This is a genomic window from Amycolatopsis sp. NBC_01307, assembly GCF_035975215.1.
Taxonomy (GTDB): Bacteria; Actinomycetota; Actinomycetes; order Mycobacteriales; family Pseudonocardiaceae; genus Amycolatopsis.
Genome location: NZ_CP108403.1, coordinates 6,206,275 through 6,218,755 on the forward strand (window position 1 = coordinate 6,206,275; position 12,481 = coordinate 6,218,755).

General features: G+C 72.7%; 12 protein-coding genes. 7 read left to right on the forward strand and 5 right to left on the reverse strand.

Features of this window, described 5'->3' with window-relative positions:
* The 5 genes from OG439_RS26570 (at position 1) to OG439_RS26590 (ending at position 5,977) form a co-directional block, all read left to right on the forward strand.
* Entirely contained in the window at positions 1-1,284 is a 1,284-nt protein-coding gene (locus OG439_RS26570; RefSeq protein WP_326943540.1) for a sensor histidine kinase, read from the forward strand.
* Positions 1,285-1,411: 127 nt separating this feature from the next.
* Entirely contained in the window at positions 1,412-2,803 is a 1,392-nt protein-coding gene (locus tag OG439_RS26575; RefSeq protein WP_326943541.1) for an amino acid permease, read from the forward strand.
* Positions 2,800-3,555, forward strand: a complete 756-nt coding sequence (locus OG439_RS26580) for a carbon-nitrogen hydrolase family protein (RefSeq protein WP_326943542.1) — start codon at positions 2,800-2,802, stop codon at positions 3,553-3,555. The genes OG439_RS26575 and OG439_RS26580 overlap by 4 nt, the downstream gene beginning before the upstream one ends.
* A complete protein-coding gene (locus OG439_RS26585; RefSeq protein WP_326943543.1) occupies positions 3,552-5,243 on the forward strand; it encodes a flavin monoamine oxidase family protein in 1,692 nt (563 codons plus the stop codon). Before OG439_RS26580 ends, OG439_RS26585 begins: the two co-directional genes overlap by 4 nt.
* A gap of 83 nt (positions 5,244-5,326) precedes the next feature.
* A complete protein-coding gene (locus OG439_RS26590) occupies positions 5,327-5,977 on the forward strand; it encodes a TetR/AcrR family transcriptional regulator (protein ID WP_247055695.1) in 651 nt (216 codons plus the stop codon).
* Positions 5,978-6,086: 109 nt separating this feature from the next.
* Here OG439_RS26590 and OG439_RS26595 read toward each other — a convergent pair whose 3' ends face one another.
* The gene (locus OG439_RS26595) at positions 6,087-6,830 is read right to left on the reverse strand and encodes a TetR/AcrR family transcriptional regulator (protein ID WP_326943544.1); all 744 of its coding nucleotides are present in this window, start codon (positions 6,828-6,830) and stop codon (positions 6,087-6,089) included.
* A 67-nt stretch (positions 6,831-6,897) separates the two neighbouring features.
* Here OG439_RS26595 and OG439_RS26600 point away from each other — a divergent pair, with 67 nt between their 5' ends.
* Both OG439_RS26600 and OG439_RS26605 read left to right on the forward strand, forming a co-directional pair.
* A complete protein-coding gene (locus OG439_RS26600; RefSeq protein ID WP_326943545.1) occupies positions 6,898-7,764 on the forward strand; it encodes an alpha/beta fold hydrolase in 867 nt (288 codons plus the stop codon).
* Positions 7,765-7,845: 81 nt separating this feature from the next.
* Positions 7,846-8,289, forward strand: a complete 444-nt coding sequence (locus tag OG439_RS26605; protein WP_326943546.1) for a hypothetical protein — start codon at positions 7,846-7,848, stop codon at positions 8,287-8,289.
* 400 nt (positions 8,290-8,689) lie between these two features.
* On the opposite strand, the gene OG439_RS26610 is transcribed toward OG439_RS26605, so the two are convergent.
* Genes OG439_RS26610 through OG439_RS26625 form a run of 4 tightly spaced genes read right to left on the reverse strand, consistent with a single transcriptional unit; the run spans position 8,690 to position 12,478 of the window.
* Positions 8,690-9,208, reverse strand: coding sequence for a pyridoxamine 5'-phosphate oxidase family protein (locus OG439_RS26610; RefSeq protein ID WP_326943547.1), 519 nt, complete (start codon positions 9,206-9,208; stop codon positions 8,690-8,692).
* On the reverse strand, positions 9,205-10,191 hold the full coding sequence (locus OG439_RS26615) for an LLM class F420-dependent oxidoreductase (protein WP_326943548.1): 987 nt from the start codon (positions 10,189-10,191) through the stop codon (positions 9,205-9,207). Before OG439_RS26615 ends, OG439_RS26610 begins: the two co-directional genes overlap by 4 nt.
* Positions 10,188-11,294, reverse strand: coding sequence for a thiolase family protein (locus OG439_RS26620; protein ID WP_326943549.1), 1,107 nt, complete (start codon positions 11,292-11,294; stop codon positions 10,188-10,190). The genes OG439_RS26615 and OG439_RS26620 overlap by 4 nt, the downstream gene beginning before the upstream one ends.
* Positions 11,291-12,478, reverse strand: coding sequence for an acetyl-CoA acetyltransferase (locus OG439_RS26625; protein ID WP_326943550.1), 1,188 nt, complete (start codon positions 12,476-12,478; stop codon positions 11,291-11,293). The genes OG439_RS26620 and OG439_RS26625 overlap by 4 nt, the downstream gene beginning before the upstream one ends.
* Between the last annotated feature and the right edge of the window lie 3 nt (positions 12,479-12,481).

The window sequence follows — 12,481 nt, forward strand, 5'->3', positions numbered from 1 at the left end:
GTGCGCCGCCGGATCATCTCCCTGACGGTGCTGGCCGCGCTGGTGGCGACCGTCCTGTTCGCGCTCCCGCTGGGCGTGGCCGTGATGCAGTACTACCGCGACGACACGACGTCGGACCTGGAGCGCGCCGCCGACGCCGCCGCGCTGGCCGTCGCCCACGAGCTGAACGCCGGGCTGCCGCCGGTCGTCCCGCCGCTGGAGGGCGACGAGGCCGAAGGCGCGGTCGGCGTCTACGCGCCGGACGGGCGGCTGCTCGCCGGGCAGGGGCCGGCCGTCGGCGGCTCGATCGAACGGCAGGCGGCGAAGGCCACCGAGGACGTCGTCACCGGCCGTCAGGACGGCGAAGTGGTGCTGGCCGTCCCGGTGGTCAACGGGACGCGCACGATCGGCGTCGTCCGCGCCGCGCTGCCGGTGTCCGACCTCTACCTGCGGGTCGGGCTGACCTGGCTCGCCATGGCGGCGCTCGCGGTGGTGGCGATCGGGGCGAGCTGGCTGATGGCCCGGCGGGCCACGTCCCGGCTGGTCCGGCCGCTGGAGGAGCTGGCCGCCGCGGCCGAGCGGCTCGGCGACGGCGACTTCACCGCCCGCGCCCCGCGGGCCGGGATCGCGGAGATCGACCAGGTCGGCGAGGCGCTCGACGCCACCGCGACCCGCATCGGCGAGACGCTGGAGCGCGAGCGCGCGTTCTCCGCGGAGGCGTCCCACCAGCTGCGGACGCCGTTGACCGGGTTGCGGCTGCAGCTCGAAGCCGCGCTGGAGACGCCGGAGAGCGACCCGTACGCGGCGATCCGCGCCGGGATCGCGTCCGCCGACCGGCTGGAACGCACCATCGAGGACCTCCTCGCCCTGGGCCGGGAACGGCGGGCGCCGCGGGCCGAGCTGGCGCTCGACGTCCTGCTCGACGAGGTCCGCCAGGCCGGGGACGCGCTGCTCGCGCCGCACGGGCGGAAGCTGCGGATCGTCCGGGACGACCCGCCACCGGCCCGCGCGGCCGCCGCCGCGGTCCGGCAGGTGCTCGGCGTGCTGCTGGACAACGCCGTGACGCACGGACGCGGCACGGTCACCGTGCTGGCCCGCGACGCCGGCGACGCGCTGGCCATCGACGTCGCCGACGAAGGCCCGGACCTCGGCGAGACCGACCCGTTCGCGAGCGCGCCGAGCGGCCACGGCATCGGCCTGCGGCTGGCGCGCAGCCTCGCCGAAGCCGAGGGCGGCCGGCTGCGCCTGAGCCTGCCGGCCCCACCGACGTTCACCCTGCTCCTGCCCGCGTCCAGCCCGCCGTGACCGCCGAATCCCGGTGGAATGATTCGCCACGGATCGCGCGTGTTGTGCAATGAATCACCTGTGATTCATCTTTACGCGCAATGTTCTCCTGTTTTGCGCTTCCGCGGCGGCGGATACGGTCGTCGGCATGACTCTGCGAGCCGCGACGGTGCGGCGGAAACCGGTCGCCGACCTGATCGCCGAAAGTGATCATGGCACGTTGAAGCGGTCGCTCGGCCTCGGGCAGCTCACCACGCTGAGCATCGGCGCGACGCTGGGCAGCGGGATCTTCGTCGTGCTCGGCGAAGCGGTCCCGGTGGCCGGGCCGTCGGTCGTGCTGTCGTTCGTGCTCGCCGGGATCACCGCGCTGTTCTCCGCCCTGTCCTACGCCGAGCTCGCCGGCATGATCCCGCTGTCCGGTTCGTCCTACTCCTACGCCTACGCCACGCTCGGCGAGCTCGTCGCCTGGGTCTGCGGCTGGTGCCTGATCCTCGAATACGGCGTCTCGGTGGCGTCGGTCGCCGTCGGCTGGGGTCAGTACCTCAACGAGCTGCTGCGGCTGGTCTTCGGGTTCGCCATCCCGGACGCGCTGAGCCAGCCGCCCGGCTCGGGCGGGATCGTCAACGTCCCGGCCATCGTCGTCGTGCTGCTCGCGATGGTGCTGCTGCTGTCGGGGGCGAAGGAGAGCGCGCGGGCCAACACGATCATGGTCGCCGTCAAGATCGCGACGCTGGTGCTGTTCTGCGTGATCGCGTTCACCGCCGTGCAGGCGAAGAACTTCTCGCCGTTCCTGCCGCTCGGGCTGGCCGGGATGAGTGCCGGCGGCGCGAAGCTGTTCTTCTCCTACATCGGTTTCGACGCCGCGTCGACCGCCGGCGAGGAGGCGAAGAACCCGCAGCGCGACCTGCCGCGCGCGATCCTGCTCTCGCTCGTCATCGTCACGGTGCTGTACTGCCTGGTCGCCGTGGCCGCCGTCGGTGCGCTGCCGTGGCAGCAGTTCGACGGCCAGGAAGCCGCGCTCTCGCACGTGCTCTCGGCGGTGTCGGACAACAAGCTGTGGGCCGCACTGCTGGCCGTGGGCGCGATCGTGGCAATCTCCAGCGTCGTGCTGACCGTCCTCTACGGGCAGACGCGCATCCTGTTCGCGATGTCCCGCGACGGCCTCGTCCCGAAGGCGCTGTCCACAGTGGACGCCAAGACCGGCGCGCCGCGGACCAACACGCTGGTCGTCTCCGGCTTCGTGGCCGTGCTCGCCGCGTTCATCCCGCTGGGCAAGCTGGCCGACGCCACCAGCATCGGCACGCTCTTCGCGTTCGGCCTGGTCAACATCGCCGTCCTGCTGCTGCGGCGGCGTCAGCCGGACACCCCGCGCACGTTCCGCGTGCCGTTCTCGCCGGTCACGCCGCTGCTCGGCGTGCTGTGCTGCGGGTACATGATGTTCAGCCTCGACGGCGCCACCTGGGTCGTCTTCGGTGCCTGGATGCTGCTGGGCCTGGTGATCTACTTCGGTTACGGCATCCGGAAGTCGCGGCTGTCATGAGGGTCGCCGTCCACCAGGGGCCGTTCGCCGAGCTGCCCGGCGCCGTCGCGGCGGCCGGCGCCGACCTCGTCGTCGCGGCCGAGATGATCACCACCGGCTACCACATCGGCGCGCGCACGCACGAGCTCGCCGAGCCGGCCGACGGGCCGACCGCGGCCCGGATGTCCGCGCTGGCCCGGGAAACCGGCGTCGCGCTGGCCTACGGCTACCCGGAGTCCGCCGGCGAGCACGTCCACAACAGCGTCCAGCTGATCGGCAACACCGGACGGCGGCTGGCGAACTACCGCAAGACGCACTTGTTCGGCGAGATCGACAAGGACTGGTTCGCTCCCGGCACCGAAGCCGTCGTGCAGGCCGACCTCGACGGCGTCCGCGTCGGGCTGCTGATCTGCTACGACGTCGAGTTCCCGGAAATGGTGCGGGCGCACGCGCTGGCCGGCACCGAGCTGCTGGTCGTGCCGACCGCGCTGATGAGCCCGTACGAGCTGGTCGCCGACACGCTGGTGCCCGCGCGGGCCTACGAAAGCCAGCTGTTCGTCGCCTACGCCAACCGGTGCGACACCGAGCGGGAGCTGACCTACTGCGGCCGGTCCTGCGTCGTCGCGCCGACCGGCGAAGTGCTGGCCCGCGCCGGCGCCGGGCCCGCGCTCGTCCACGCCGACGTCACCCGGGACGCGCTCGTCGCGTCCCGGCTCGAGAACACCCACCTGGCCGACCGCCGGCCCGAACTGTACCGAGGAACCACCGCATGACCTCCGCTGTCCCGACCGCGATCCACCACGACGAGCCGGCGGGCCGCCCGATCACGATGTTCGGCCCCGACTTCCCGTTCGCCTACGACGACTACCTCGCCCACCCCGCGGGCCTCGGCTCGGTGCCGCCCGAGCGGCACGGCACCGAGGTCGCCGTGATCGGCGGCGGCCTTTCCGGCGTCGTCACGGCGTACGAGCTGATGAAGCTCGGCCTGCGCCCGGTCGTCTACGAGATCGCCGAGATCGGCGGCCGGCTGCGCAGCGTGCGCTTCCCGGGCTGCCCGGACGACGTCGTCGCGGAGATGGGCGCGATGCGCTTCCCGCCCGCGTCGACCGCGCTCTACCACTACATCGACAAGGTCGGCCTGGCCACGACGCCGTTCCCGAACCCGCTGGCCCCGGAGACGCCGAGCACCGTCGTCGACCTCAAGGGCGAGAGCCACTACGCGCGGACGCCGGCCGACCTGCCCGCGGTGTTCGCCGAGGTCGCCGCCGCGTGGGACCGGACGCTGGGCGAGCACGCGTCGTTCGCCGAGATGCAGACGGCGATCCGCGACCGCGACGCGAAGACGATCAAACGGCTGTGGAACGAGCTGGTCCCGAAGCTGGACAACCAGACGTTCTACGGCTTCCTCTGCGACTCGCCCGCGTTCGCGTCCTTCCGCAACCGCGAGATCTTCGGCCAGGTCGGCTTCGGTACCGGTGGCTGGGACACGGACTTCCCGAACTCCATCCTGGAAATCCTGCGCGTGGTCTACACCGGCGCCGACGACGAGCACCGCAGCATCGTCGGCGGCAGCCAGCAGCTGCCGCAGCGGCTCTGGGAGCACACGCCCGCCGAAATGGCGTTCTGGCCGGCCGGGACGAGCCTGAGCACCCTGCACGGCGGCCGGCCGAACCCCGGCGTCACGCGGCTGCACCGCACCGCGCCGAACAACATCACGGTGACCGACGCCCGCGGCCGCATCCGGACGTTCCCCGCCGCGGTGTTCACCGCGCAGAGCTGGATGCTGCTGTCGAAGATCGAATGCGACGAAGCACTGTTCCCGATCGACCACTGGACGGCGATCGAGCGCACGCACTACATGGAGTCGTCGAAGGTGTTCGTGCCGGTGGACCGGCCGTTCTGGCTGGACCCGGACCCGGTGACCGGGCGCGACACGATGAGCATGACGCTCACCGACCGGATGCCGCGCGGCACCTACCTGCTCGGCGACGACCCGGCCGCGCCCGCCGTGATCTGCCTGTCCTACACGTGGGCCGACGACTCGCTGAAGTGGCTGCCGCTGACCGTCGGCGAGCGCGTCGAGGTGATGCTGCAGTCGCTGCGCGAGATCTACCCCGGCGTCGACGTCCGGCGGCACATCATCGGCGACCCGGTGACGGTGTCGTGGGAGGCCGAGCCGCACTTCATGGGCGCGTTCAAGGCCAACCTGCCCGGCCACTACCGCTACCAGCACCGGCTCTTCACACACTTCGTGCAGGACTCGCTGCCGGCGCGCTACCGCGGCCTGTTCCTCGCGGGCGACGACGTCTCGTGGACGGCGGGCTGGGCCGAGGGCGCGGTGCAGACGGCGCTCAACGCGGTGTGGGGCGTGCTGCACCACCTGGGCGGCGAGACGGATCCCGCGAACCCCGGCCCGGGTGACGGATTCGCCGACATCGCGCCCATCGCGTTGCCGGACTGAGCCGTGCCCCGATCGTGGTACCCCGTCTGCCATCGCGGGAGATTGAACTGCCTGGCGCAACGGGTCATGCGACGATAGGCCGCATGAACACCGAGCCGGCGCCGCGATGGCGAAGACTGGAACCGGACGAACGGAAGGAACAGATCTTCGCTTGCGCGGCGCGGCTGTTCGGTGACCGCCCCTACTCGGAAGTGTCCACTTCGGACATCGCGGCCGCGGCGGGCGTGGCGCGCGGGCTCATCAACCACTACTTCGGCACCAAACGCGAGCTGTACCTGGAAATCATCCGCCGCGCACTGACCGTGCCGCGGCTGGCCATCGAGATCCTGCCCGAGGGCCCGCTCGAACTGCGGGCCGACGTCGCGATCGACTGGTTCCTCGACATGGTCACCAGCCAGGAGCGGATGTGGCTGGCCGCGATCGCGCCCGAAGGCATCGGCCGGGACCTCGAAGTGGAGCGCATCCTCGAAGAGGCCGACCGGGAGTCGGCCGATCGCGTGCTCGAAGCCGTCGGCCTGTCCAGCGAGAGCGAGCACGGCCGCGAGCTGAACGCGCTCGTGCGCGCGTTCGGCGGGATGGTGAAGTCGGCCGGGCGGGAGTGGCTGGTGCGCGGTTCGCTGACCCGGGAGCAGGTGCACCTGCTGCTGTCGAAGTCGCTGGTCACGCTGGTCGGCGAGATCTTCCCGGCCATCCAGCAGGCGCCGCCGGCGCCGCGGCAGGGCGACCTGGCCTAGTGCCTCGAACAGACCGAAGCCCCCGGCGCCACGAGGGGGAGGAGGGCGCCGGGAGCTTCGGGTCGATGGACGAACCACCGACGCACGCTCACGGTACGCCGGAGCACTGTCAAGTCGCTGTCAACCCGGTGGAGCCCTGGTCACGCAGCTCTTCGAGGCGGTGGGCGAGCCCGTCGAGGCACCGCTGGACGGCGTAGTCGTAGAGCTGCGCGTAATAGTTCGCCGCCAGGTCGGGATCGCCCATCAGGTCGTGCATCGCCGAGCCCAGCTCGGCCATCCCGGGCAGGTCGGAGCGCTCGCGATAGGTCGCGTACGCCTCGGTGTTCTCGATCCGCAGCGCCAGCGCGCCCTCGCGGTCGTCCTCCATGGCGACGAACTGGCAGGCCGTCATCACCATCAGGTTGTAGGCGAGCGCGCTCTCGCTGCCGAAACCGGCGGTCAGCAGCACCCCGACCCCGGCGTCGATGCTGAGGGTGGCCGCGTCGACCGACGGCCCGAACAGCGCGAGGCGCCGCGCGCAGCCCGGGTAGGTCCGCAGCACCGAGCGCAGCCCGGCGAGCAGCTCGGTGAACCACACCTGCCACGGCAGGTCCGGGTCCGGCAGCTCCAGCAGCCCGACGACCCGGTCGACCACGGCGTTCACCACCGCGTCCCGGTCGCCGACGTGGTGGTAGATCACCGCCGGGTAGGCGTCGACGGCGCGGGCGAGCTGCCGCAGCGTCCAGTTGTCGAGACCGACGTCGGAGGTCAGCTGAGTGGCCGCGCTGACGACCCGTTCGGCCGTGATCGCCGGCAGTCCCGCTGCGGCTCGCGACCGGGGCCGTGCTCCGGTGCCCGAGGATGAGGTCGGCATGGGGCGATACGGTATCCGCACGGACCGGGCCGGTGCCAGCGCCGCGAGTCTGGGGCAAGATCGGGGCATGGCACGCGCACAGGCCAACGGTCTCGAACTCGAGTACGGCACCTTCGGCGATCCGGGCGCTCCGCCCCTGGTCCTGGTGATGGGCCTCGGTGCCCAGATGATCACCTGGGACGACGGTTTCTGCGAACTGCTCGCGAGCCGCGGGTTCTTCGTGGTGCGCTACGACAACCGGGACGTCGGGCTCTCGACGTACTTCGACGAGCTGCCGCCGCCGGACCTGGGCGCGCTCTTCGCCGGCGACCGGTCGAGCGCGCCGTACCTGCTGGCCGACCTGGCCGACGACGCCGTCGGGCTGTTCGACGCGCTCGGCATCGCGAAAGCGCACGTCGTAGGCGCGTCGATGGGCGGGATGATCGTGCAGCAGCTGGCGATCGACCACCCGGACCGGCTGCTGAGCGTCACGTCGATCATGTCGACCACGGGCGATCCGGCGGTCGGGCAGGCCGAGCCGTGGGCGCTGGCGGTGCTGACGCGGCCGCCGGCCACGACCCGCGAGCAGGCGCTGGCCGACAGCGTCGAGGGCTACCGGCGGCTCGGCTCCCCCGGTTACCCGGACGACGAGGCGTTCCTGCTGGCCAAGGCCACGATGCACTTCGACCGCGCCCGCCACCCGGAGGGCACGTTGCGGCACGCGGCGGCGGTGATGGCGTCGGGCGACCGGACGTCCGGGCTGCACTCCGTCGAGCTGCCGGCGCTGGTCGTCCACGGCGACGCCGACCCGCTGATCGACGTGAGCGGCGGCAAGGCGACGGCGGCGGCGATCCCGGGCGCGGAACTGCTGGTCATCCCGGGCATGGGCCACAACCTGCCGCGCGCGGTCTGGCCGGAGGTCGCCGACGCGATCGTGCGCGTGACGGGTCAATAGCGCGTCAAGAACCGGGGGCGCGGGCGTAGGGATCGCGTCCTGAGTCCGCTTGCGGCTGTCGTGCTCGGGTGGACTTCGGGCATGACTGGTGGTTTCGGGTTCCCGTTCGGGTGCGTGGCCGCGGTGGCGGCGGTGATCGCGGCGCACCTGGCCGGGCCGAGCCCGTGGTACGCGCTGGTCACGCTGGGCCTGGTGGTGCTGGCGACGGCCCACCGGACGACCCTCGTGGCGGCGTCCGGGGTGTCGGTGGTCGCCTGGGCGCTCGACGCCGGGTTCGCACTGGGCCACTACGGCGAGCTGACCTTCGACAGCGCCTCGGCGCTGGCTGCGCTGGTCCTGGCCTCGACGCTCGCCGCCGGCCGGCTTTCGGCCTTGCTCGCCCGGACATCAGTGCGGATCCCGGCACCTCGCCGCCCGGGAGGCGTGGCCGAGCGCCGGCCCGCACTGGTCCCCGTTCCCCACCGGGCCGTGTCGACCCCCCGATCACGCAAGCTGACCCTCCACTCACACGAACCGACCCCCTAGGCACACAACCCGACTCCCCAGGCACGCGAGCCGACCCTCCGGGTACGTGAGCCGACCTTCCAGGTAAGTGTGTCGACTCTCCAATCACGCGAGTTGACCGTGCAATCACGTGAGTTGACCCCTCGATCACGCGAGTTGACCTTCTGGGCACTCGAATTCGTCGAACCGGCGCCCGCGGGTGGTGGTGCGAAGGCCGGAGCGCTGTGACGGGAGCGTCGACACGCGTGATTCAGAGGTCGACACGCGTGATTGGGCGGTCGACACGCGTACCCAGGCGGTCGGCTCGCGTGCCTGGAGGGTCGGGTTGCGTACCCAGGCGGTCGGGGCGCGGGTCCGGGGGCGGGTGGGCTCAGGTGCGGTGGTGCGGGTGGGGGCGGTGGGGGTGGGGGTGGGGGCAGGGTCAGGTTGTGAAGTCCCAGCGGGTTGCGCCGTGGGGTTCGGCTGTGGCCAGGCCTATCGCGCGGTGCAGAGAGAGGCGGTACAGGTGCCAAGGCGCGGGGCCGGCGCTCGGGGCGCTGTACGGCGCGGTCAGGGCGGCGCCGTCTGCGGTGGCCGGCCAGCCGCCTTCGCGGTAGACCGCCGCCACTCGCTCCACGACGGCCGGGTCGGTGACCTGGTCGGCCTCGCCCTCCAGGGTGAGGTCCATGCCGCGCAGCCGCACCGATACGGTGCACGCCGGGTTCGCCGCCAGGTTCCGGGCCCGGCGGGTGCCCGGGCCCGCCTTGAAGTACAGCGCGTCGTCGACCCACACCGCGCCGACGCCGGCGGAGTGCGGCCGGCCGTCGGGGCGCACCGTCCCCACGAAGAACGTCAGGTCGGCCGTGGGGGTGTCGGCGACAAGGATGTCGCGGGCCCGGCTCCACGCGAGCGCGGCGGACCCGTACCGGTCGAGGTTCTTGGTCTTGATCGGCTCTGTCATACCTCTACGTCGAACGAGCTCACGCCGATTCGACACGCGGCGAGAGTCCGGGCACCACCGGGGTCCTCGTCACTGGTCGCGGGCACGATCGCCAGCTCGTCGACACCCGCCGCGGCGAAGTCGGCGATCTTGCGCGCGATGTCGTCGCGGGAGCCGAGCAGGCCGACCGCCGCGATGGCTTCCACCGGGACCGCCGCGAGCAGCTCACGCGGGTGCGGGCGGGTGCGCGCGAAGTCGACCAGGTCGCCGAAGCCCTCCGCGCGGAACATGTCCGCGTAGCCCGGCGCCGCCAGGTAGCCGACGACGCCCCGGCGCAGCTGCTCGAGCGCGGCCGGCGACGGCTCCAGCGCCCCGACGACCCACGCGGCCACCGGCGGCGGTGCGGTCCCGGCCCGCGACGCAGCCGCGTGCAGACCTTGGACCAGGGCTGCCGCGGCCGCCGGGCTGACCAGGTTGACCACCATCCGGTCGGCGTGCCGGGCCGCGACGTCCAGCGCGCGCGGGCCGAACGCCGCGATCGTCAGCGGCGACTTCGGTGCGGGCAGCCGCAGCCGGTAACCCCGCGAGCCGACGACCGATCCGTCCACAGTGGACTTGTCGCCGGCGAGGAGCTGCCGGACGGCCACCGCGGACTCCTCAAGCGCCGTCGCCGCGTGGTCGCGGGACCGGCCGTGCCAGCCGCGGACCACGACGTCGCTGGACGTCCCGAGCGCGACGCCGGTCTCGCGGCCGGTCAGGGCCGCGACCGACGCGACGCCCATCGCGATCGTCGCCGGGTCCCGGACCGTCACCGCGAGCGGCCCGAAGGTCAGGGCAAGCGACGTCGACGCGCCGATCGCCGTGCCCAGGGCGAACGCGTCCCACGTCGCCATCTCGCCGATCCAGAGTTCCGGGTACCCGGCGGCCTCCGCCGCGCGCGCCGTCTCCAGGGCCTCTTCCGGCGGCCGGTCCTGCCACAGCCCCAACGACACCGAAAGCCTCACGCCGCACGCTCCACGAGTACCGCCGTCCCCGATCCCGCGGCGCCGCTGACCGCCGTGACACCGTAACGGCCGCCGCGGCGGGTCAGCTCGTCGACGCAGCCGGCCAGCAGGATCGCCCCGGTGGCCCCGAACGCGTGGCCCATCGCGATCGTGCCGCCGTTGACGTTGAAGACGTCGTCGCCGAAGCCGAGGTCGCGCCGGATCTTCAGGCACAGCGCGGCGAACGCCTCGGCGAACTCGACGACGTCCACTTCGGACGGACGCACGCCGTGCCGGTCCAGCAGCCGTGACACGGCCAGCTGTCCCGACAGCAGCATCCGGATCGGGTCGCTGCCCGCGGTCACCGAACCCAGGACGTTCGCCCGCGGCGCCAGTCCCAGCCGCGAAGCCGCCTCGGGCGAAGCCAGCAGCACCAGCCCGGCGCCGTCGGCCAGCGAGGGCGACGTCCCGCGCGTGTGCAGCCCGCCGAACGACGACGGCAGCTCGGCCAGGGCCTCAGCGGACGTCGAAGGCCGGACGTGCTCGTCGTGCGCCAGCCCGGCGACCGGGACGAGCGACTCGTCGTACCGGCCGTCTTTCCAGGCCGTGGCGGCGAGCTGCTGCGTCCGGAGTCCGTAGGCGTCCAGTTCCGGGCGCGTGAAGCCTTCGTCGGCGGCCACCAGGTCGGCCGCGATGCCCATGTTGCCCGCGCCGAACCGCTCTTCGGTCCACAGTGGACCGCCGTCGGTGAACATCGGGACGCGCGAGACGGACTCGACCCCGCCCGCTACCACGACTTCCGCTTCGCCCGCACGGATCAGCGCGGCCCCCAAGGCGACCGCGTCCAAACCGGACGAACAGAACCGGTTGACCGTCATCCCGGCCACCGACACCGGCCAGTCCGCCGCCAGCACCGCCGTCCGCGCCAGGTTCGCGCCCTGCTCACCGGTCTGCGACGCGCACCCCAGGATCACCTGATCGACCACCGCGGGATCGAGACCGCGCGCGACCAGCGCGTCCAACAGCGAAGTGACCAGCGACAACGGCGGCACCGAGGCCAGCCCGCCACGCGGGGACGCCTTGCCGCGCGGTGTCCGCACGGTCAGCAGCACCGACGCCGTCATCGCGTCACGATCGTCGTGACGACCGTGGTGAACGACCCGCCGACGTTGAGCGTCAACGCCGTCCGCGCGCCGTCGACCTGGGTCTCGCCCGCCGTGCCGGTCACCTGGCGCGCGGCGTCGTGCAGCATGCGGACGCCGGTGGCGCCGACCGGGTGGCCGAGCCCGAGCAGGCCGCCGCTCGGGTTGATCCCGGCCGTGTCGAGGCCGCCGTCGGCGATGAACCGCCCGCCGTCACCCGGCGGGGCGACGCCGAGGTGCTCCAGCGCGACGAGCCCGGTGATCGTGAAGCAGTCGTGCAGCTCGATGACGTCGAGCGCGTCCGGCCCGGGCACGTCCGCGCGCCGGTAGGCGTCGACGACGGCGCCGCGCAGCTGCGGGAACAGGTACTCGCCGCCAGTCGACAGCTTCTCGGTGAGCCCGATGTGCGCGGTGCGGTGGCCGAACCCGGCGATCCGCGGGAAGTCACCGCCGAGGCGCTGGGCGAACGCCGGCGAGGCCAGCAGGACCGCCGCGGCGCCGTCGGTGATCCGGCCGCAGTCCTGCTTGCGCAGGCTGCCCTCGATCACCGGGTTCAGCTCGTCGTCGGCGCCGAACGCGCCGGCCGGGAACTGCCAGTCGCGGGCCTGTGCGAGCGGATTCCTTGCCGCACGAGCGAAAGCGTGCTCGGCGAACTGCCCGAGGTGCGCCGGGTCGAGGCCGTAACGCGCGTCGTAGGCGGTGGCGACGTCGGCGAACAAGGCGGGCCACGGGAACTTCGCGGCGACGGCTTCGTGCCTGGCCCACGCGGCGGACCCGAGGTACTCGGCCGCGCGCTGCCCGTCGGTGTTGCGCATCAGCTCGACGCCGACGACGAGCGCGAGGTCGTAACGCCCGGACTCGAGGTCAGCGCAGGCGGCGAGCACCGCCGTGCTGCCGGACGCGCACGCGGCTTCGTGCCGGGTGCTGGGCACGCCGTCCAGCTCCGGGACGGCCGCCACCAGCAGGCCCCCGAGCTGCGCCTGCCCGGTGAACAGCTCCGCGGCGAGGTTGCCGACGTGCGCGACGCCGACGTCCGCCGCCGACACACCGGCGTCGGCGAGCGCCGCGGGCACGACCTCGGCGAACATCTCGAAGATCCCGCGCCCCTCCTTCGCGAAGTTGCGCGCGAAGTCGGTCTGCGCCCCGCCCAGCACGAACACCGTCATGGC